The sequence below is a fragment of the Streptomyces sp. NPDC006624 genome, from assembly GCF_040611555.1.
Classification (GTDB): Bacteria; Actinomycetota; Actinomycetes; order Streptomycetales; family Streptomycetaceae; genus Streptomyces.
In genome coordinates, this window is sequence record NZ_JBEXOM010000041.1 from 1 (window position 1) to 19618 (window position 19618).

16 protein-coding genes and 1 riboswitch are annotated in these 19618 nt (G+C 73.1%); of the genes, 8 read left to right on the top strand and 8 right to left on the bottom strand.

Annotated elements, in window-relative coordinates:
• The coding region (locus ABZY20_RS36725) for a DUF5691 domain-containing protein (RefSeq protein WP_356447805.1) at positions 1 to 1437 on the top strand (1437 nt) is incomplete at its 5' end.
• 221 nt (positions 1438 to 1658) lie between these two features.
• Here the strand turns inward: ABZY20_RS36725 and ABZY20_RS36730 are convergent.
• Positions 1659 to 2075: a cobalamin B12-binding domain-containing protein gene (locus ABZY20_RS36730; RefSeq protein WP_356447806.1), complete on the bottom strand. Its 417-nt coding sequence runs from the start codon at positions 2073 to 2075 to the stop codon at positions 1659 to 1661.
• A 602-nt stretch (positions 2076 to 2677) separates the two neighbouring features.
• Between ABZY20_RS36730 and ABZY20_RS36735 the strand changes: the two genes are divergently transcribed.
• Positions 2678 to 3541 carry an alpha/beta fold hydrolase gene (locus ABZY20_RS36735; protein WP_356447808.1) on the top strand — a complete coding sequence of 288 codons (864 nt, stop codon included), beginning with the start codon at positions 2678 to 2680 and terminating at the stop codon, positions 3539 to 3541.
• Positions 3542 to 3834: 293 nt separating this feature from the next.
• On the top strand, positions 3835 to 5346 hold the full coding sequence (locus ABZY20_RS36740) for a M23 family metallopeptidase (RefSeq protein WP_356447810.1): 1512 nt from the start codon (positions 3835 to 3837) through the stop codon (positions 5344 to 5346).
• A 49-nt stretch (positions 5347 to 5395) separates the two neighbouring features.
• Here the strand turns inward: ABZY20_RS36740 and pcrA are convergent, their stop codons facing one another.
• The gene (pcrA, locus tag ABZY20_RS36745; protein WP_356447812.1) at positions 5396 to 7882 is read right to left on the bottom strand and encodes a DNA helicase PcrA; all 2487 of its coding nucleotides are present in this window, start codon (positions 7880 to 7882) and stop codon (positions 5396 to 5398) included.
• A gap of 289 nt (positions 7883 to 8171) precedes the next feature.
• A riboswitch (cyclic di-AMP (ydaO/yuaA leader) is annotated at positions 8172 to 8339 on the top strand.
• An 8-nt stretch (positions 8340 to 8347) separates the two neighbouring features.
• Between pcrA and ABZY20_RS36750 the strand changes: the two genes are divergently transcribed.
• Together ABZY20_RS36750 and ABZY20_RS36755 are read left to right on the top strand one after the other, a co-directional pair.
• Positions 8348 to 9535: an NlpC/P60 family protein gene (locus tag ABZY20_RS36750; protein WP_356447814.1), complete on the top strand. Its 1188-nt coding sequence runs from the start codon at positions 8348 to 8350 to the stop codon at positions 9533 to 9535.
• A gap of 77 nt (positions 9536 to 9612) precedes the next feature.
• Positions 9613 to 10569, top strand: a complete 957-nt coding sequence (locus ABZY20_RS36755) for a hypothetical protein (RefSeq protein WP_356447815.1) — start codon at positions 9613 to 9615, stop codon at positions 10567 to 10569.
• Here the strand turns inward: ABZY20_RS36755 and ABZY20_RS36760 are convergent.
• Positions 10547 to 10900, bottom strand: coding sequence for a hypothetical protein (locus ABZY20_RS36760; RefSeq protein ID WP_356447817.1), 354 nt, complete (start codon positions 10898 to 10900; stop codon positions 10547 to 10549). The genes ABZY20_RS36755 and ABZY20_RS36760 overlap by 23 nt on opposite strands.
• 421 nt (positions 10901 to 11321) lie before the next feature.
• On the opposite strand from ABZY20_RS36760, the gene ABZY20_RS36765 reads away from it, so the two are divergent.
• On the top strand, positions 11322 to 12377 hold the full coding sequence (locus tag ABZY20_RS36765) for a C40 family peptidase (RefSeq protein WP_356447819.1): 1056 nt from the start codon (positions 11322 to 11324) through the stop codon (positions 12375 to 12377).
• A gap of 62 nt (positions 12378 to 12439) precedes the next feature.
• On the opposite strand, the gene ABZY20_RS36770 is transcribed toward ABZY20_RS36765, so the two are convergent.
• Both ABZY20_RS36770 and ABZY20_RS36775 read right to left on the bottom strand, forming a co-directional pair.
• Positions 12440 to 13180, bottom strand: coding sequence for a response regulator transcription factor (locus tag ABZY20_RS36770; RefSeq protein ID WP_356447820.1), 741 nt, complete (start codon positions 13178 to 13180; stop codon positions 12440 to 12442).
• Entirely contained in the window at positions 13177 to 14469 is a 1293-nt protein-coding gene (locus tag ABZY20_RS36775) for a PspC domain-containing protein (protein ID WP_356447822.1), read from the bottom strand. The genes ABZY20_RS36770 and ABZY20_RS36775 overlap by 4 nt, the downstream gene beginning before the upstream one ends.
• A gap of 177 nt (positions 14470 to 14646) precedes the next feature.
• Here ABZY20_RS36775 and ABZY20_RS36780 point away from each other — a divergent pair, with 177 nt between their 5' ends.
• Positions 14647 to 16077: a PspC domain-containing protein gene (locus tag ABZY20_RS36780; RefSeq protein ID WP_356447824.1), complete on the top strand. Its 1431-nt coding sequence runs from the start codon at positions 14647 to 14649 to the stop codon at positions 16075 to 16077.
• On the top strand, positions 16064 to 16321 hold the full coding sequence (locus ABZY20_RS36785; RefSeq protein ID WP_356447826.1) for a hypothetical protein: 258 nt from the start codon (positions 16064 to 16066) through the stop codon (positions 16319 to 16321). The genes ABZY20_RS36780 and ABZY20_RS36785 overlap by 14 nt, the downstream gene beginning before the upstream one ends.
• 21 nt (positions 16322 to 16342) lie before the next feature.
• On the opposite strand, the gene ABZY20_RS36790 is transcribed toward ABZY20_RS36785, so the two are convergent.
• The 3 genes from ABZY20_RS36790 to ABZY20_RS36800 form a co-directional block, all read right to left on the bottom strand.
• Positions 16343 to 16870 carry a DoxX family membrane protein gene (locus tag ABZY20_RS36790; RefSeq protein ID WP_356447828.1) on the bottom strand — a complete coding sequence of 176 codons (528 nt, stop codon included), beginning with the start codon at positions 16868 to 16870 and terminating at the stop codon, positions 16343 to 16345.
• 134 nt (positions 16871 to 17004) lie between these two features.
• Entirely contained in the window at positions 17005 to 18165 is a 1161-nt protein-coding gene (locus ABZY20_RS36795; RefSeq protein WP_356447830.1) for a hypothetical protein, read from the bottom strand.
• Positions 18166 to 18632: 467 nt separating this feature from the next.
• Positions 18633 to 19427: a class II aldolase/adducin family protein gene (locus ABZY20_RS36800; protein ID WP_356447832.1), complete on the bottom strand. Its 795-nt coding sequence runs from the start codon at positions 19425 to 19427 to the stop codon at positions 18633 to 18635.
• Between the last annotated feature and the right edge of the window lie 191 nt (positions 19428 to 19618).

Consider the following 19618-nt stretch of genomic DNA (forward strand, 5'->3'; position numbering starts at 1 on the left):
CTGCCGCCCGCGGCCGCGCGCAGACTGGCCCTGCTGCTGGCCGACCGCCCCGGGTCGTCCGGCGGCAGCCGCCGGGGAGCCGCGCCGGACCTGATGGAGCTGCTGCCCCAGTGGCTGGCGGCGGCGAACGCCCGGGGATTCGCGCCGCCTCCGCAGGCGCTGCCCGCGCTGCTGGACGCGGCCCGGGGGCGTACGGATCTGCGTCCGGCGGCGCTGGAGTTCGCGGGGCCGAGGGCGCTGTGGCTGGCGCGGCTGAACCCGGACTGGCGGTTCGCCCTGCGCTCGGCACCCGGCGGCGGAGCGGCCCTGCCGCACCTGGAGGACGAGGAGCGGACGCAGCGGCTGTGGCAGGAGGGCCTGTTCGCCGAACGGGTCGCTCTCCTGTCCGCGCTGCGCTCCCGCGAACCGGCCGCCGCACGCGATCTGCTGGCCGGGACCTGGGCGACGGAGCGGGCCGAGGACCGGCTGATGTTCCTCGACTCGCTGCGCGCGGGCCTCGGTCCGGACGACGAGCCCTTCCTGGAGCAGGCACTGGCCGACCGCAGCCGTAACGTCCGGGCGACGGCGGCGGAGTTGCTGTCGGCCCTGCCCGGGTCGGCGCTCGCCGCGCGGATGGCGGTCCGGGCCGAGGCGTGCGTGGCCATCGACCGCACGCGGGGCGCCCGGCCCGTGGAGCCCGCAGGGGGGAAGGACGCCGCCCCGCCCGTGCCGGTGATCGTGGTGGAGGCCCCGCACGAGTGCGATCCGGCCATGGAGCGCGACGGCGTGGTGGCGAAGGCCCCCGCGGGGCGGGGCGAACGGTCCTGGTGGCTGGGTCAGTTGGTGGAGGCGGCGCCGCTGGCGACCTGGTCGCGGCGGCTGGGCGGCCGGACGCCCCGGGAGATCGTGGCACTGCCGGTGGCGGACGGCTGGCAGGGCGAACTGCACGCGGCGTGGTGCCGGGCAGCCGTCCGCCAGCGGGACGCCGAGTGGTCGCGCGCGCTGCTCGGCGAGCCCTCGGCACCGGAGGCGGGCGGTCCGGGCGCGGTGTCCCTGGCCGAACGCGCCAAGCTGCTGGGCACGCTGGGCGCGGCGGAACGGGCGGAGTGGGTGGCCGGCTTCATCGCCGCGCACGGGCTGTCCGAGGCTTTTCAACTGCTCGGGGTGTGTGCGGTGCCCTGGGCTCCGCCGCTCGGCCGGGCGGTGGTGGATGCGCTCAACATCGCCCGGGACGCGGGGAGTTATCCATGGAGTTTCAGCGGAGTGATGGGGCTGGCCGAGCGCTGTCTCGACCCTGCCGAGTCGGCCCGCCTGGAGGCGCTGCTGGCGGTACCGGACGAACCGGAGAACGCGTCGCCCGGCGCGGGCGGCTACTGGGCGGAGGCGTTCCAGCGGCTGGTCACGACACTGCGCCTGCGTGCGGCGATGATCGAGGAGCTGGGGCCGGTGCAGCGCTGAACCGCACCGGACGGACGGGCCGGAGCCGGCTCACCGGGACGGCGCCCGCAGGGCACGGCCCGCTGGAGCCGGCCGACGCGGTCGACGCCGGCACGATCGGCTCCGGCACGAGCGGCTCAAGCACCATCGGCTCCGCCACGAGCGGCTCAAGCACCATCGGCTCAAGCACGGTCGACTCCGGGGCGACCGGCGCCAGCACGATCGGCTCCGCCGCCGGTTTCCTAGGCCCCGGCCGGCTGACGTACGTTCGCCCGGACCCAGTCCACGATCGACTGCGTGGTCGCGCCGGGCGTGAAGATCTCCGCGACGCCCTTCTCCTTCAGCAGCGGGATGTCCGCCTCGGGGATGATCCCGCCCCCGAAGACCAGGATGTCCTCCGCCTCCCGCTCCCGGAGCAGGTCGATCACCGCCGCGAAGAGCGTGTTGTGCGCGCCGGAGAGGATGGACAGGCCGATCGCGTCGGCGTCCTCCTGGATCGCCGTGTCGACGATCTGCTCCGGAGTCTGGTGGAGGCCGGTGTAGATGACCTCCATACCGGCGTCGCGCAGGGCCCGCGCGATCACCTTGGCCCCGCGATCGTGGCCGTCGAGCCCCGGCTTGGCCACCACCACGCGGATCGGACCGGCTGCCACACCCATCACTGCCTCCATGAACCGACTACATCCATCCGTACCGACAAGTACCGCACACATTGCTCGAGCCGTACACGACGTACGCACTGCGCCCGTCATGTCGCCCGCGTGCACGGCCCGGGCCGCCGCCCACCGCACCGGCTGCGGCACCACGGCACGGACATCCCGCCCCGAACCGTCCGGGGAAGTGAACGAACGTTATCTCCAGCATCCCGCAACCGGCAGTTTCGCGGTGCGGAGGGAGGGGGAAATCACACGTTGGGACAAGCGCAAGGGAAGCCGCAACGAGGTCGTCGTACCGCAGCGCCACCCATGACCCACGGCGGGGGCACGGCACTTCGGCGAAGGCACAACGGCCACGCACCGCAAGCACCGCACGCACAGCACGCAGGGCACGCACGGCGCACCAGCGGGGATCCGCCTCACCCCACCCACCGGGGACCCCGTCGCACCACCGGCGTCACAGGCGCCACCCGCCGCGCTCATTCCTCGCAGCTCACGCGGCTCACGCCGCTCGCGCGGTCGACGACGGCCGTCTTCGCCGCTGCTTTCCACGAGAGCACACGGGGGGCACAGCCGTCCTCCCGCGTGCCGACAGGAGGTCGGCCATGAAGGTCACCGGGGCTGCTCTGCCCCTCTTCCCGTTCTGCCGGCGCCTGCTGCCGAGCCGGCTGGCGGGACTCTCCGCGGCGCTGCTGAAGGCCACCGCCCTGGAGATCGCGATCCTGGCCGGGCACCTCCTCCTCTACCCCTCCGGGATCACCCGGGAGCGACGGGTCCCGGCCCCACCCCTGCCCGCGGACGGCGCGGCCCGGCTGCCGACGGAGGCGAAGCCCCCGGTCGTGCTGCTGCACGGCTTCATCGACAACCGCTCCGTGTTCGTCCTGCTGCGCCGCAGCCTCGCCCAGCACGGCAGGCAGCAGATCGAGTCCCTCAACTACTCGCCCCTGACCTGCGACATACGGGCCGCGGCCGAGTTGCTGGGCCGGCACATCGAGGAGATCTGCGAGCGCACCGGCGCCCGGCGGGTCGACGTCGTGGGGCACAGCCTCGGCGGCCTGATAGCGCGTTACTACGTGCAGCGGCTCGGCGGCGACACGCGCGTCCGCACCCTCGTGACGCTCGGCACGCCGCACTCGGGCACCCGGGTGGCGCCCCTGGCGGACGCGCACCCCATCGTGCGCCAGATGCGCCCCGGCTCATCGGTGCTCGAAGAGCTCACGGAGCCCGCCCCTGACTGCGCCACGCACTTCGTCAGCTACTGGAGCGACCTCGACCATGTGATGGATCCGGTGGAGACGGCCCGTATCGACCATCCCGATCTGAGCGCGGAGAACGTGCGCGTGACCGGCATCGGCCATCTCGCCCTGCCCGTCCACCCCGCGGTCGCAGGCGGCATACGCCAGGCCCTCGACACGGCCCGCCCGGGTGAGCCGACCGCCGCTCGCGGTGACGGCCTCACGGTGGCCTGACGCCGGCCCGGCCGCGCCCGGCGCCCCACACGGTCGGGCGACAGTCGGCCGGAAGCCGTCACACCCGGCTCACGGACTCGTCATACAGACGACGGACCCCGTCGACGCCGCGACCAACCTCGAACAAACTTCGAACACAAAACCAAACTCGCGCCCGCAGTCCGCCAAAACACGGCCGAATGCCCGTTTCCTGCGCGCGCGAAACCTGCCGAAGATTGTCGTGCCCGCGTACCGCCGGGTACAGTCGCCGCACTGCTCTGGCAGCCCCTGTTGTCGAGGCGAAAGAGAAGTTGGTGAACGACCGTCACCCGTCGGGGACCATGGCCCCGGCTCCGGCTTCCGACGCCGCCCCGGCGCACTACGCGTCGTACGGCACCCAGGAAGCCCAGTACGGCGACTTCACCACGTACGGCGACTACGCCGCCACCGGTTTTGATCCCACCGGCGCCACCGGGCACACGACCGCGAGCTTCGCGACCGACCCCCTCTTCGGCGACATGCCGGGCACCGGCCACGACACGGGCGCCTACGAGACGGGCCACTGGCCCACGGGTACCCACGAAAACCTGAACTACGACCCGTATGCGGCACAGCACCAGGCGGCCTACGACACCGGTGTCTACGACACGACGGGCTGGAACGCCGAGCAGCCGCTGTCGGTGATCCCGCCGCAGGCCACGTTCCCCGACGTCAGCGGCCAGTGGGACGCCGGCGCGTGGCTGCAGCCCGACCAGTCGGGCAACCCGGCGGACCACACCCAGCAGTGGGAATGGGGCTCGCAGAGCTTCGACACCGGTGCCTACGACGCCACGCAGTGGAACTCCGACGGCACTCCCGCAGCGGCCGCCGACGGTTACGAGCAGCAGCACGCCGAGACCTTCGACCAGCACGAGACCGCGACGTTCGACCAGACCGCCTACGACGAGGCCGACGGGGCCGGATACCACGACCCCTCCGCGGACGGCGGCGAGCCGGACGCCACCGGTGAACTGCCCGCGGTCGAGCCGCTCCTGGACGATCAGGAGGAGGTCGCCCCGCCGTCCCGGGCCGCCTCGCGCGCGGGCTCCCGCTCCCGTCGCCGCACCCCGCCCAAGCGCTCGGCGCTGCTGACCATCGCGGTGCCCTCGGCGTGTGTGATGGGCGTGGCCGGGATCGCGGCCGCCTCCGTCGGCAGCCTCACCGAGGACAGCGCGGCGGAGGCGCACACCACCGCGGCGGACGCGCAGCCGGTGAAGCCGGCCGCCGCCAACAACAAGCTCGACACCCAGCTGCAGAGCCTCGCCGCCGGTGCCGACGACTTCGCCGACCGGGCCAGCCGTACGCAGGAGCGCATCGACCTCAAGGCCCAGCAGGCCGCCGAGCGCAAGCGCGCGGCGGAGGAGGCGGCCCGCAAGGAGCGGCTGCGCCCCAAGTTCGCGCTCCCGGTCGCGCAGCACGGACTCAGCGCCTACTACGGCCAGTCCGGCATCAACTGGATGTCCCTGCACAGCGGCATCGACTTCCCCGTCTCGTACGGTACGACCGTGATGGCCGCGACCGACGGCACCGTGCGCACCCAGTGGAACAGCGCGTACGGCAACATGATGATCGTGACCGCGAAGGACGGGACGGAGACGTGGTACTGCCACCTCTCCACCTACACGGTCCCCTCGGGCACGACCGTGAAGGCCGGCGATCCGATCGCGCGCTCCGGCAACTCCGGCAACTCCACCGGCCCGCACCTGCACTTCGAGGTGCGCCCGGCCGGCGGCTCGGCCATCGACCCGCTCTCGTGGCTGCGCAGCCACGGCGTCGACCCGACGTAGCGTCCCCGCAGCCCCCGCCGGCCCGGCCGGCGGGGGCCGGGTCAGCGGGTCAGAGCTTCTCCACCGGTGCGTACCGCAGCAGCAGCCGCTTGGGCTTGGCGTCGCCGAAGTCGATCGTCGCCTCGGCGTTCCCGCCCGTGCCCTTCACCGCGACGACGGTGCCGAGCCCGAACTGGTCGTGGGTGACGCGGTCCCCGACGGCCAGTGACACCACCGGCTTCTCGGAGGTCCGGCGCGTGGCGAACCCGGACGCGCCCGACGCCGAGGAGCGCGAGCGGGACGAGGACAGCGAGGCGGCCACGGCGGAGACCGGGCCGGAGGACGCGGGCGAGGTCGCTCCGGTCCGCTTCCACTCCACGTGGGCCGGCGGGATCTCCTCCAGGAAGCGGGAGGGCGGGTTGTACGACGGCTGGCCCCAGGCGCTGCGCAGGGTGGACCGGGTCAGGTACAGCCGCTCACGCGCGCGGGTGATGCCGACGTAGGCCAGGCGCCGCTCCTCCTCCAGCTCCTTGGTCTGGCCGAGGGCGCGCATGTGCGGGAAGACGCCGTCCTCCATGCCGGTCAGGAAGACGACCGGGAACTCCAGGCCCTTGGCGGTGTGCAGGGTCATCAGCGTGATGACGCCGTCGCCGTCCTCCTCGTCGGGGATCTGGTCGGAGTCGGCGACCAGCGCCACCTGCTCGAGGAAGTCGGCCAGGGTGCCGGGCGTCTCCGTGCCCTCGCCGCGCTCCTGCTCGAACTCCATGGCGACGGCGGCGAGTTCCTGGAGGTTCTCGATGCGGGTCTCGTCCTGCGGGTCGGTGGAGGCCTGCAGTTCGGCGAGGTAGCCGGTGCGCTCCAGGACGGCCTCCACGACGGTGGCCGGTCCGGCGCCGGACTCGACGATCGTGCGCAGGTCCTCCATCAGCGTGTTGAACCGCCTGACGGCGTTGGTGGAGCGCGCGGCCATGCCGTACGCCTCGTCGACGCGCTTGAGCGCCTGCGGGAAGCTGATCTTCTCGCGCTGGGCGAGGGCGTCGATCATCGCCTCGGCGCGGTCGCCGATGCCCCGCTTGGGGACGTTGAGGATCCGGCGCAGCGGCACCGAGTCCTCGGGGTTGGCCAGGACGCGCAGGTAGGCCAGGACGTCCCGGACCTCCTTGCGCTCGTAGAAGCGGACGCCGCCGACGACCTTGTAGGGCAGGCCGACGCGGATGAAGACCTCTTCGAAGACACGGGACTGGGCGTTGGTGCGGTAGAAGACCGCGACGTCGCCCGCCTTGGCCTCGCCGGCGTCCGTGAGGCGGTCTATCTCGTCGGCGACGAACTGCGCCTCGTCGTGCTCGGTGTCGGCCACGTAGCCGGTGATCCGCGCGCCCGTGCCCGCGTTGGTCCACAGGTTCTTGGGGCGGCGGGACTCGTTGCGCTCGATGACCGCGTTGGCGGCGCTGAGGATGGTCTGCGTGGAGCGGTAGTTCTGCTCCAGCAGGATCGTCGTCGCGTCCGGGTAGTCCTCCTCGAACTGGAGGATGTTGCGGATCGTCGCGCCGCGGAAGGCGTAGATCGACTGGTCGGCGTCACCCACGACGCACAGCTCGGCGGGCGGGACGTCGTCCGGGCCGGGCGGGACGTCGACGGGGTGCTCGGCGGTGCCGACCAGCTCGCGCACGAGGGCGTACTGGGCGTGGTTGGTGTCCTGGTACTCGTCGACCAGGACGTGCCGGAAGCGGCGGCGGTAGTGCTCGGCGACGTCCGGGAAGGCGCGGAGCAGGTTGACCGTCGTCATGATCAGGTCGTCGAAGTCGAGGGCGTTCGCCTCGCGCAGCCGCGACTGGTACAGGGCGTAGGCCTGGGCGAGGGTCTTCTCGAAACCGTCCGTGGCCTGGGCGGCGAAGTCCTCCTCGTCGATCAGCTCGTTCTTCAGGTTGCTGATCTTGGCGCTGAAGGACTTCGGCGGGAAGCGCTTGGGGTCCAGGTCCAGGTCGCGGCAGACCAGGGCCATCAGGCGCTTGGAGTCGGCGGCGTCGTAGATCGAGAAGGAGGACGTGAAGCCGAGCCTCTTGCTCTCGCGGCGCAGGATGCGCACGCACGCGCTGTGGAACGTCATGACCCACATGGCGTTCGCCCGGGGGCCGACGAGCTGCTCGACGCGCTCCTTCATCTCGCCGGCGGCCTTGTTGGTGAAGGTGATCGCGAGGATCTGGCCCGGGTGCACGTCCCGCTCGGCGAGCAGGTGGGCGATGCGGTGCGTGAGCACCCGGGTCTTGCCGGAGCCGGCACCGGCCACGATGAGCAGGGGGGAGCCGGAGTGGACGACGGCGGCGCGCTGGTTGTCGTTCAGCCCCTCCAGGAGCGCGGCGGTGTCCACCACCGGGCGCGGTGCGCCGTCGCGGTAGTGGGTGTCGCGGTCCGGCGGCACGTCGAACTTCCCGCCGAACAGATCGTCCGGGATCGGCTCCGGAACGTGATCGTCCTCGGGTGGCGGCGGGGGCTCGTCCGCAGGGCCCCGCTGGGCCTGGAGGCTCGCCAGGAAGTGGTCGTCAAAGAGGCTGCTCATCGCTCTCCGAGTCTAGGACGCCCCACCGACAACCGGCCGCCACCCCGGAGAATCACCGGAAGCGCCCTCCTGTCACGCCCGGGATCCGCAGGATCACAGCGTGCGACAGCCACCCGATTTCGGGACGACTCCGGATCAACCTCCCGCGATCCCTCACTCCCGGCGGCACCCCGGAACAAGGTCACGAAAATGTATCGGGCATATCACCCATCAACCTTCACAGGGGCCACACGAGTTGGCTACCGTGCGACCGGGCCGTACGACCTCCACCGGCGAACCTCGCCGGGCCGCGCGGCCTCCGCCGAGTCCGGTGTGCCGCAGCGGCAGCCGGAGCCGGGGACCCACCGAGACCTTGGGGTGAATCGGCCCGACCCTCCGGGGAGGGCCGTAGGGCAACCCTTCCGAACCACCCGCCCGAACCCGACAGCTAACCCGGTAGGCGGAACATGGAAGGAGTCGCCTCCCTTGGCGTCGCACCGCAAGTCGCGTCCTACGGGTTCGCGCGTGGCAGGCATACGGACCCCCGCCCTGGCAACGGCGGCCCTCACCTCCGTGGCCCTGCTCTCCCAGTCGGCCAACGCCGCCCCCGAGGCCGACGACAGACCCAGCCTCGAGGAAGTCGAGAAGAAGGTCGACGACCTGTACCGCCAGGCGGAGTCGGCGACCGACAAGTACAACGCGGCCAAGGAGAAGACCGCGAAGCAGCGCAAGCGCGTCGACACCCTCCTCGACGACGTCGCCCAGCGCACCCAGAAGCTCAACGAGGCGCGTGAGGAGCTCGGTTCCTTCGCCGCCGCCCAGTACCGCACCGGCGCCGCCGCCCCGGACACCGCCACGTTCCTGCTCGCGGACACCCCGCAGGACTACTTCGACCAGACCCAGCTGATGGACCGGATGACCGGCCGTCAGAAGGTCGCCGTCGACGACTTCGTCACCCAGCAGTCCGAGACGATGAAGAAGCGCCAGGAGGCCACCGAGAGCCTCCGGACGCTCACCGAGTCGCAGGGCGACCTGAAGACGGCCAAGGCCACCGTCCAGCGCAAGCTCGCCGACGCGCGGGAGCTGATGTCGAGGCTGACCGCCGAGGAGAAGGCGCGGCTCGCGGCGATCGAGAAGGAGAAGCAGGAGGAGGCCGCCCGCAAGGCCGCCGAGCTGGCCCGGCAGCAGGCCGCGCAGCAGCAGGCGCAGGAGGAGGCCGCCCGGCAGCAGGAGAGCGATACCTCCACCACGGCCCCGGAGTCCGGCTCGTCCACGTCCCCGTCCGCTCCGACGGCCCCGGCCGACTCCTCGTACGCCACCAAGGCCGAGAAGGCGCTCGCCTTCGCCCGCGCCCAGATCGGCAAGCCGTACGTGTGGGGTGCCGTCGGCCCCGGCTCCTACGACTGCTCCGGCCTCACCCAGGCCGCCTGGAAGGCCGCGGGAGTGACCCTCCCGCGCACCACGTACGACCAGGTCGACGCCGGCACCACGGTCCCGCTCTCCCAGGCGCTCCCCGGTGACCTGGTGTTCTTCTACGACGACCTCAGCCACGTCGGGATCTACATCGGCAACGGCATGATGATCCACGCCCCGAAGCCCGGCACCTACGTGCGCGAGGAGTCGATCTACTACGACGGCGAGTCGTCGATCCACAGCGTGGTGCGGCCGGCCTGACCGGCCCGGGATGTTTTCGAGGGGCACGCGCGCGTGCCCCTCTCCCATTGCGGGCGGCGCTCTCTAGCATCGGCGCTATGCCCGGCCCCTCCCCGTCTGCCACGTTGTGGGCGATCCACGCGCTGACGACCGGCACCTTGTCGGTCGGCCTCGACTCGGCGGGGTACGAGGTCCTCTCCCGCATCGTCCTCGCCCTGGCCTGCGCGAGCTGGCTGGCAGCGGTCGCTCGCGCCGTACTGCGGCCGCCGCGGGCGTGGCGCGAGGAGGCCGCTGCGGCGCTCACCTTCACGGCGGCGACCGCAATGGTGGGCACCGGCTTCTGTGCCGCGGGCTGGCCGCGGTCGGCGGCGGCGCTGCTGGCGCTCGCCGCGCTGCTCTGGACCGGGCTGCTCTGGGTCGGGCTGCTCGGCGTGCGGACCCCGGACCGTCAGGGGTCGGTGTTCCTGCGCTGTGTGGCCACCCAGGGGCTCGCCGTGCTCGGCGCCGCCCTGGCCGCCGCGGAGCGGGCCGCCTGGCTCGCGCACACGGCCCTGGTGCTGTTCTGGCTGGGGCTCGTGCTGTACGTCGTCGCCCTGTTCCGCTTCCGGCCCCGGCAGATGACCGAGGACGCCGGGGACCACTGGCTCGCGGCCGGCGGACTCGGTGTCTCGGCGCTGGCCGGGGCGCTGCTCCTCGGCGCCGACAGCGGCGGCTTCTACCTGTGGAACGACGACAACCGCGCGGTCCTCACCAGGGTCGCCGTCGCGCTGCTGGTGCTCACCCTGGTCTGCTGCGTCGTCCTGCTCACCGCCGAGCTGATGTGGCCCCGGCACCGTTACGACGTGTCCCGCTGGGCGACCGTCTTCGTGGTGGCCGTGACGGCCGCGGCCGCCCTGGCGATCGCGGCCGCCCTCGACGTCCCCTGGCTCGACGGCGCGGGTCGGGCGCTGCTGTGGGTCGCGGTGGCCGTCTGGCTCGGCTGCGCCGCCTGGGCGCTCGCCTCGGCCCGGGCCGGCGCCGGCTCCGGGCGGGTCAGGTCCAGAGCACGGCGATGAAGAGGTTCGCCGTGGTCAGCGCCCCGACCAGGCCGAAGAGGCCCTTGTCCACCTTCTCGTCGTCGCGCTTCACGTAGACCAGGCCGAGGATCACGATCAGCAGGGCCAGCTTCACGCCGATCTTGATGTTGTTCACGGACTGGTCGTCGGCCTGGTTGAGCCCGACCAGGATCACGCCCGTGACCAGCATCGTCAGCGCGCCGTGCAGCATCGCGGGGGTGTAGCGGGCGGTGCCGTCGCCCATCGCCTTCATCTGGGTGAGGAAGCCGCCCAGGAGCGCGGCGATGCCGACGATGTGGAGACCGACGAAGAGGTGGATGAGTACGTCCATGAGGCCGGAGCCTAATGAGGGCCCCGGGACCCGTCGGCACCGGCCTGGTGATGCATATATGCGCCCCATAGCACCCGTTCAAGGTCATTCGCCCATGATTCGGCGCATCGATCATCACGCTGAGTCAACATGTCGGGCCCGCGACGGGATCACGTTCGCATACGGTCACCGACGGTCCTCCGGGGACAGTTCCGCACACCCGCCACCGGCCCGCCACGGCGAGGCCTAGCGTCCCACCAGGTGACCGGCTCCCCACCGCCGCCCGGGCCAGGGGCGGCAGCCGGGCGCCACCGCCGAGAAGGTCCGGCGGCGGACCGCTCCCCCTGTGCGCGCCGCCGCCGGACACGCAGGCCGCCCGTCCCGCTCCCCACGGCGGCCGTCCGCACCCCACCGGCGGGCGAGGAAAGGACGTGGACCCCTGGTGGCATCGCACCGCAAGCCCCGACGACGCCCCACGGCCGGTGGCACGGCGCGGACGGCCGCCACCATCGCCCTCGCCAGCGCGGCGACCGCGACGGGCCTGGACGGGACCGGGCACGCCGAACCGCAGCCCACCCCCGGGCAGGTCAAGGCCGAGGTGGACCGGCTGTACCGGGAGGCGGAGGTCGCCACCGAGAAGTACAACGGCGCGCGGGAGAAGGCACGGGAGGCCGCACAGCGGCTGAGGGACCTGCAGGACCAGGCGGCGCGCAAGCAGGAGCGCCTCGACACGGCCCGCGACGCCCTGGGCTCGGCCGCCGCCGCCCACTACCGCAGCGGCGGCCTCGACCCCGCGGTCCAGCTCGTGCTGTCCGACGACCCCGACCGGTACCTGCGCAACGCCGCGTTCGCCGAGCGGGCCGGCGACCGGCAGCACTGGGCCGTCGCGGGCGTACGCAAGCGGCTGCGCGAGATCGAGCAACTGCGCGGCGCCGCCCACGTCGAGCTGACGTCGCTGAAGTCGTGGCGGACGGAGCTGAAAACGCACAAGAGCACGATCACCGGCAAGCTCGGCTCGGCACGCCGGCTGCTCTCCCGGCTCACCGCGGAGGAACGCGCCCGGCTCGGCGCGGCACCCCGCGCCGCCCGCTCCACCGGCGCCCGGGACGGCCTCGCGGCGCCCGGGCCCGCGACGTCCCAGGCGCCCGACTCCCGGGCGGCCGCCGCCGTCTCCTACGCCTACCGGAAGCTCGGCAGCCCATATGTCTGGGGCGCGACCGGCCCGGACGCCTTCGACTGCTCGGGCCTGGTCCAGGCCGCGTACCGCTCCGCGGGCGTCTCCCTGCCGCGCACGACGTACTCCCAGATCGACGCCGGCCGCCGCGTCTCCCGCTCCGAACTCCGCCCCGGCGACCTGGTGTTCTTCTACGCCGGCATCAGTCACGTCGGCATCTACGTGGGTGACGGGCGGATGATCCACGCCCCGAACCCCTCCGCGCCCGTGCGCGTCGCCCCGCTCGACGAGATGCCGTACGCGGGGGCGACACGGGTGGTGTGACGGCACGGCACGGCGGCGTCAGCGCCGGCCCATCCCCCGGCCTTGAGGCCGCCGGCCCCGGGTCACACCAGCCGGCGAGCCGTCGCCCACCGCGTCAGCTCGTGCCGGTTGGAGAGCTGGAGCTTCCTCAGGACCGCCGAGACGTGGGACTCCACCGTCTTCACGGAGATGAACAGCTGCTTGGCGATCTCCTTGTAGGCGTAGCCCCGGGCGATCAGCCGCAGCACCTCGCGCTCGCGCTGGGTGAGACGGTCCAGGTCCTCGTCGACCGGCGGCGCGTCCGTGGAGGCGAAGGCGTCGAGCACGAATCCGGCCAGCCGCGGCGAGAACACCGCGTCGCCCTCCTGGACGCGGAAGACGGAGTCCACCAGGTCCGTGCCGGTGATCGTCTTGGTGACGTAGCCGCGGGCCCCGCCGCGGATCACGCCGATGACGTCCTCCGCCGCGTCCGACACGGACAGCGCCAGGAAGCGGACCGGCTGCTCGGTGTCCCCCATCAACGGGGCGCAGCGGCGCAGCACTTCGACACCGCCGCCGCCCGGGAGGTGCACGTCGAGCAGGACCACCTCGGGCCGGGTCGCGGTGATGACCGTGACCGCCTGGTCGACGTCCGCGGCCTCGCCGACGACCTCGACCCCCGTCTGCTCGGTCTGCCCGATCTCGGCCTGGACGCCGGTGCGGAACATCCGGTGGTCGTCGACGAGGACCACGCGCACGCGACGCCCGGTGCCGCCGCCCGACTCCGCGGGGCCGGCCGCCTCCGCCGGTCCCGCCGTACCGTTCGCCTCGGTCGGGTCGCTCATGACGTCTTCTCCGCCCTCTCCATCTCCAGCTCGACCTCCGTGCCGCCGTCCGGCACCGCGCGCAGTCGCGCCGTGCCGCCGTTGCGCTCCATGCGGCCGATGATCGATTCTCTGACACCCATCCGGTCGGCGGGTATCGAGTCGAGGTCGAAGCCGGGGCCGCGGTCCCGGACGGACACGAAGACCGTCTTGCCCTCGACTTCGGCGTAGACCTGTACGGCGCCGCCCTCGCCACCGTACTTGGCGGCGTTCACCATCGCTTCGCGTGCGGCCTGCATCTGTGCGGCGATCCTCTCGTCGAGCGGGCAGTCGCCCACCACCACGACCTCGATGGGCACGCCGTGCTTGTCCTCGACCTCGGCCGCGTTGCGCCGCACCGCGTCGGCGAGGTGCGTGGGTTCGTCGGCCTCGTCCTTGCCGGTGCCCTCGGGTTTGTAGAGCCAGGTGCGCAGGTCGCGTTCCTGGGCGCGGGCGAGGCGGCGCACCTCGCTCGCGTTGTCCGCGTTGCGCTGTATCAGGGTGAGGGTGTGCAGCACCGAGTCGTGGACATGGGCGGCGACCTCCGCGCGCTCCTGGGCGCGGATGCGCATCAGCCGCTCCTCGGAGAGGTCCTGCGTCATGCGCACCAGATATGGGCCGGCCAGCAGCGTTATCCCGACGAGGACCGCGAGGGCGGCCTGCAGGACGGAGCCGAGGTGGGCGGCGGAGCCCTGCAGCACGAACAGGCCGGATACGCCGGCCGTGACCAGCAGCACACCGCCCACCGCGCGCAGCAGCGTCACCGTGCGCCGGCGGCGGCCGACCTCGACCCAGCGGGCCCGGCGGGCGTTGTCCGCCTGCCGCCAGACCAGGGCGACGCCCGCGCCGACGAGCACCATGGGCCAGAGGTAGGCGCGGGCGCCGCCGCTGAGGTTGACGTTGCCCACGAAGACCATGGCCACGACGACCATGAGGAGCAGGGCCACGATCTGGCCCTTGTCGGGTCTGCGCGCGACGAGCCTGCGCCGCCCGTCGGGCGAGGTCTCCGTGGCGATCGGCGACGGCGGCCTCTGGGCGTCGACACCGCCCACCCCGAGCGGGACGAAGAACCAGAACGCGGCGTACAGCAGCGCACCGAGGCCGTCGGCCATGAACAGGCCGATGAAGGCCAGCCGTACCCAGATCACGGGCAGCCCGAGGTGCCCGGCGAGCCCCCGCGCGACGCCTCCCAGCCAGCGTCCGTCGCTGCTGCGGTAGAGCTTGCGCGGCGGCCGCGGCTCGGCGAGGGGCGCTGCTGCGGCTTCCGACATGCCACCGATGGTCACATGCGCGCAGGGCCGGAGCATCAGGGTCGGCCCCGGAGACTCCCCTGATCTCCGCGTCCCGGCCGTCGAACGCTTCCCGCCCCCGGTCTCAGGGCCGATTTCAGGGTCCGGCCAGGGTCGTTCCGACTGCCGCCGGGGCGCCGCGCCCGTCACCATGGACCCATGACCGATCACGAGCACGCCGCGACGGGTCCGGGACCCGGCCCCGGCCCGCGCCCCGCACCGGGCGCGGGGCCGGCGGATGCCGCGCCCGCCGCGGAGGGCCGGGGAGGAGGAGCCCCCGGAGCCTCGGACCGGCCCGGGGAGGCCGCCCCGCCGGGGCCGCCCCCCAGGTTCCGGCGCGACCGCCGGTACAAGACCCTGGCGGGCGTCTGCGCCGGGCTCGGCCGGCAGTGCGACATGGACCCGGTCATCTTCCGGATCACCCTCGCCGTCCTCTCCGCCACCGGCGGCCTCGGCCTGATCTTCTACGGATTCGCCTGGCTCTTCGTCCCCTACGACGACGAGGACGAGAACGAGGTGCGCAAGCTGCTCACGGGCCGCGTCGACGGCCAGGCCCTGGCGGCCGTGCTGTTCGCGCTGGTGGGCTGCGGGGTGTTCCTGACCATGCTGAACAACGGCGGGGTGCTGACCTTCGCCGTCGTCCTCTCCCTCGTCCTCGCGGGCGCCGGCTACTGGTCGAGCCGGCGCGGCGCCCCCAGCCCCGATCCCCTGGCCGCCCAGGCCGCCGCCGACGCCCCGCCCGAGCCGCAGGCGCCGCCGGTCCTCGCCACCTACCCCTCCTGGTGGCGCGACCCCATCGTCAAGGACGGCACGCACATCGGCGGCACGGGCTACCTCTGGGGCCCGCGCGACACCCGCGACCTCGACATCGCGGCGGCGGTCAACATCAGCCTGGGCATCCCGTCCGGCACCCGCGAGGACGCACCCGCCCCGCGGACCCGGCCTGCCGAGCCGCGCGGCCCCCGCTGGATCGGCGGCTGGGTCTTCCTGCTGGCCCTGCTCGCGGCGTTCCTCGGCACGAGCAGGACCTGGGACACCCACCCGCTCGGCACCAGCCTGCAGACCGGTCTGGCCTGCGCGCTCGCCGTCCTGGGTCTGGGCATAGCCGTCAGCGCCTTCCTGGGGCGCACGGGGGCCGGCTCGATCCTCCTGGCGATCGTCACGGCCGGCCTGCTCGCCGCCGCGGCGGCCCTGCCCGAGGACATCGGCACGCAGTGGAACCGCACGACGTGGCGCCCGGTGACCGTGGCGGACGTCCGCGAGCAGTACGACCTGGGCACCGGTGCCGGCACCCTGGACCTGACCGGGCTGGACCTGACCGCCGCGCAGACCGTGACCACCCGAGCCGACGTGGGCTTGGGGCAGGTGAAGGTGATCGTGCCGAAGGACGCGACCGTGCGGCTGCGGGTGGACGTGGGCATGGGCGACCTCCAACTGCCGGGCGACGACCCGAAGGACGTGGACGTGAAACCGGGACAGCACCAGGAGACGACGCTCTCCCCCGCCGAGGGCGTCCCCCCGTCCGGCACGATCGACCTGGACCTCCACGTCGGCATGGGACAGGCGGAGGTGACCCGTGCTGCGTCATGAACTCCAGCCCGGGAAGCTGGTCGCCGGCCTGGTCCTCGTCACCGCGGGCGTCCTCTACGCCGGTGACGCGGACGGCGCCTGGCGGACACCGTGGTTCGTGGTGTTCCCTCTCGTCGCGGGCGGGCTGTGCCTGGCCGGCGCGGTGGCGCTCCTGACGGGCCGCGCCCGTCGGCGCCGCCGGGCGGGCGGTACGGCGGCGGGCGGTACGGCGGCGGACGGATCCGGCCCGCACCCGGCCGGCTGACGGTGAGGGCGCCCCGCGCGGCTAGTGGTGGCTCCCGGCGCGCTGCCGCCGGGCTCGCAGCGCGGCGTCCACGGACAGCACGGGCGCGCCCGCCAGCACGAGCGGGATCCAGGCCATGAGGTAGGCGAGGTCGTTGCCGTAGTAGTACGGGTCGGAGGCCCAGCTCACGGTGAGCCAGAGGCTGAGGGAGATCAGCGCGCCGCCGAGGGCTGCGAGCCGGGCGAGCAGGCCGAGGAGGGTGCCGATGCCGACGGCCAGTTCGCCGAAGGCGATGGCGTAGCCGAAGCCGACCGGGCTCTTCAGGGAGAGGTCGACGAGGGCGGGGATGGCGGAGGAGTCGCGGACGGCACGCATCATGTCGCCGATCGACCCGGAACCGGAGTCCTTCATGAAGGCGCCGTCGGTGAGTTTGTCGAGGCCGGCGTAGATGAAGGTGACACCGAGGAAGATCCGCAGGGGGACGAGGGCGTAACGGGTGGCGGTCTCCCGCCAGTCGCCTTCACCGGAGTGGGGGGTGCCGTAGGTGTCCGTCCGCATACGGTGCGTCATCGCTGCCAGCCGCCTCTCGCCCGCCTGTGCCGAGACCCCCTCGACAGACCATACGTACGGCGTCGAGGGCGCGCTCAATCCTGCGCGGGCGCCCTTTCCGCCGGACCCGGCCCGCCGGCGCGGCCGGCCCGCTGTCAGTCCGTCACCTCCACCGCGTACCGGTTGGTCTCGGCCCCCGCCGCCGTGACGACCTGGATGTCGATCCGCCCCGGCTCCACCTCCGCCGGGACCGGCACGGTCAGCAGCGTGTCCGTCGGGTTGCCGAAGCCGCCCGGCACCGGCACCAGCGGCACATGGACGTGCACGGCGCCGACCCGCACCACCATGCGGGCCAGCCGGTCGGCCCCCTGCGCCCCGGGCGGCACGAACCCCGCACCCCGGATCTCGATGTCGTCCCCCGTGCGGATGGGGGCGTCCAGGTCTCCCGCCTCCCGGGCCCGGACCACGGAGAGGATGACGGGCCGGCCGCCCTCCGCGTACTTCCCGGCCAGGTACGTCGCCGCCGACACCAGCACCACCACCGCCAGTCCCCACGGCAGGTCGGGCAGTTGGTCGGGCCGCCTCGCCAGCCGTACCGCGGCGAAGAGCAGGGCGACGCCGCTGACGACGACGTACTGGATGTCGGCGAAGGTGCCACGCCCCGCGTCGTCGGTCAGCAGGTCGGCGGCGCGGGGCCGGTCGGCGGGCACCTTCTGCAGCCGCTGGCCCAGGACGCGCAGCCCCACGACCCGCCGCACGAGGACGGCGATCCCGCAGACCACGGCGAGGACGGTCACCACCCCGGCGCCCCGGGCGAGTTCCAGCCCGGAGATCAGCGCGTCCCGCTCCCGGTGCCGGGAGGCGGCGGCGAGCCGCCCGGCCAGGACGAGCACCGCGTAGGCCACGAACAGCACCCACGCCGCGGCGACCGTACGGGAGGTGGACAGCCGGTTGTCCTCGCCGATCACGGGCGCAAGCGCACCGCCCTTCGCCCGGTGGAACCACGACGCCGCGGTGAGCGCGCCGGCGACCAGGAGCGCGGCGGCCAGCCCTGCGGTGCGGGCCGGTGTCCAGCCCGCGCCGACCGCCGTGAGGGCCTGGCCGAGCAGCAGCAGGACGACGGCCGCCCAGACCACCGCGGCCGTCCGCCGCCACAGTCCGGCCAGCCAGGCCCGGCCCTCGGCCCGCCTGCGCTCGGCGACGGCCTCAGCGGACTGCGCGAGTTCCTCGGAGATCCACTGGCGGGACGCCGAGGCGGAGTGGGCCACGGCGGCGGGCAGCCCCTGCCCGGCCGCGAACTCCTCGCGCCTGCGCACGAACGCGGCGACGGCCCGCCGATGCCCCTCCCTGGCCCCGTGCGGACAGTCCCCGCAGGCGCACCCGCCGGCGTGAGCCTCACCGGGGCCGAAACCGGCACCGAACCCGGCGCCACCTCCGGTCCCGAACCCGCCACCGCCTCCGTGACCACCGGGGTGTCCACCGCCATGACCCTCGTACCCGCCGGCATATCCACCCGGATACGCACCGGGCCGCGCACCCGCGTACACCCCCGCGTCCCCGCCGCCCTGCCCCGCCTCCCGCACCGCCACGCCCGACGCCCGCCTTCCCGCGAACCCAACCACCGCCGGTCCCCCCGGGAACCCGGAGACACCGCTGTGCAACTCCCGTGCGACGAGAGCGAATTGTGCCCTATACCACCCCTTCAGGTCCGCCCCGCCTCGTCAACACGGGTGAACAGCGGCGTGCCGTGTTGACACAGCGATCACAAAGTGACGAAGCGCCGCTAGTCCAGCAGGTCCGGCTCGCTGCGGGTGATGTCCTGCCACATGGGCTGGTAGTTGATCCACGCGACCAGGTCGCCGCCGAGCTGCTCCCGGGTCGCCACCGCCATCCGGTGGTCGATGCGGACGGGCCGCCCGGCCGCCTGCGCCGTCAGCTGCACCTGGCAGGACCGCTCCATCGTCACGAACCACCAGGCCGCCGCGTCCACCGAGTCGCCGACGGTGAGCAGTCCGTGGTTGCGCAGCACGAGCGCCTTGCGGGAGCCGAGCGCGGCCGCGATGCGCCGCCCCTCCTCGGCGTCCACGTTGACGCCGCTGTAGGCCTCGTAGAGGGCGTGGTCCTCGTAGAAGGCGCAGCTCTCCTGCGTGATCGGCTCCAGCAGCTCGCCGAGGGCCGCGAGCGCCCGGCCGTGCACGGAGTGGCAGTGCGCGACGGCGACCACGTCGGGCCGGGCGGCGTGGACCTGGGCGTGCACGGTGAAGGCGGCCTGGTTGACGTGGTAGCGGCCCTCGACGACCTGCCCGTCCTGGTTGGCGAGCACCAGGTCGCTGACGGTGACGTGCCGGAAGGGCAGGCCGAAGGGGTTGACCCAGAAGCAGTCGGTGAACTCGGGGTCGCGGGCGGTGATGTGCCCGGAGACGCCGTCCTCGTAGCCGAGCCGTCCGAAGATCCTCAGGGCGCCCGCGAGCCGTTCCTTGCGGTGGCGGCGTTCGTCCTCGGCCGACTCGTGCATCGGCGGCATCGCGAACCGCAGCCGGTCGGTCGGCAGGGGCAGGGGCGGAGTGGGCCCGTGCATAGGTCCTCCAGCGCTGGTTCTCCGTACGGGGCGGAAGTTACCGTCGGTGAGGCAGGGAAGAACAGAACCGTTTCGTAAAGATGGCACCGCGCGCCCCTGTGAGTTCCCTGAGTCAACCTCTATGCCGCCAGAGGCGTGTCCGGGTCCTGTTTGATCTTGTTGCTGGCTCGGTGGATCTCGGGGTCGTAGCA

Excerpts from the sequence above, each read along its gene's own strand:
- ABZY20_RS36730 (WP_356447806.1), bottom strand. The coding sequence starts at position 2,075 with ATGGGTGTGGCAGCCGGTCCGATCCGCGTGGTGGTGGCCAAGCCGGGG.
- ABZY20_RS36775 (WP_356447822.1), bottom strand. The coding sequence starts at position 14,469 with ATGTCGGAAGCCGCAGCAGCGCCCCTCGCCGAGCCGCGGCCGCCGCGC.
- ABZY20_RS36755 (WP_356447815.1), top strand. The coding sequence starts at position 9,613 with ATGCCCGGCCCCTCCCCGTCTGCCACGTTGTGGGCGATCCACGCGCTG.
- ABZY20_RS36790 (WP_356447828.1), bottom strand. The coding sequence starts at position 16,870 with ATGACGCACCGTATGCGGACGGACACCTACGGCACCCCCCACTCCGGT.
- ABZY20_RS36780 (WP_356447824.1), top strand. The coding sequence starts at position 14,647 with ATGACCGATCACGAGCACGCCGCGACGGGTCCGGGACCCGGCCCCGGC.
- pcrA (WP_356447812.1), bottom strand. The coding sequence starts at position 7,882 with ATGAGCAGCCTCTTTGACGACCACTTCCTGGCGAGCCTCCAGGCCCAG.
- ABZY20_RS36800 (WP_356447832.1), bottom strand. The coding sequence starts at position 19,427 with ATGCACGGGCCCACTCCGCCCCTGCCCCTGCCGACCGACCGGCTGCGG.
- ABZY20_RS36735 (WP_356447808.1), top strand. The coding sequence starts at position 2,678 with ATGAAGGTCACCGGGGCTGCTCTGCCCCTCTTCCCGTTCTGCCGGCGC.
- ABZY20_RS36760 (WP_356447817.1), bottom strand. The coding sequence starts at position 10,900 with ATGGACGTACTCATCCACCTCTTCGTCGGTCTCCACATCGTCGGCATC.
- ABZY20_RS36770 (WP_356447820.1), bottom strand. The coding sequence starts at position 13,180 with ATGAGCGACCCGACCGAGGCGAACGGTACGGCGGGACCGGCGGAGGCG.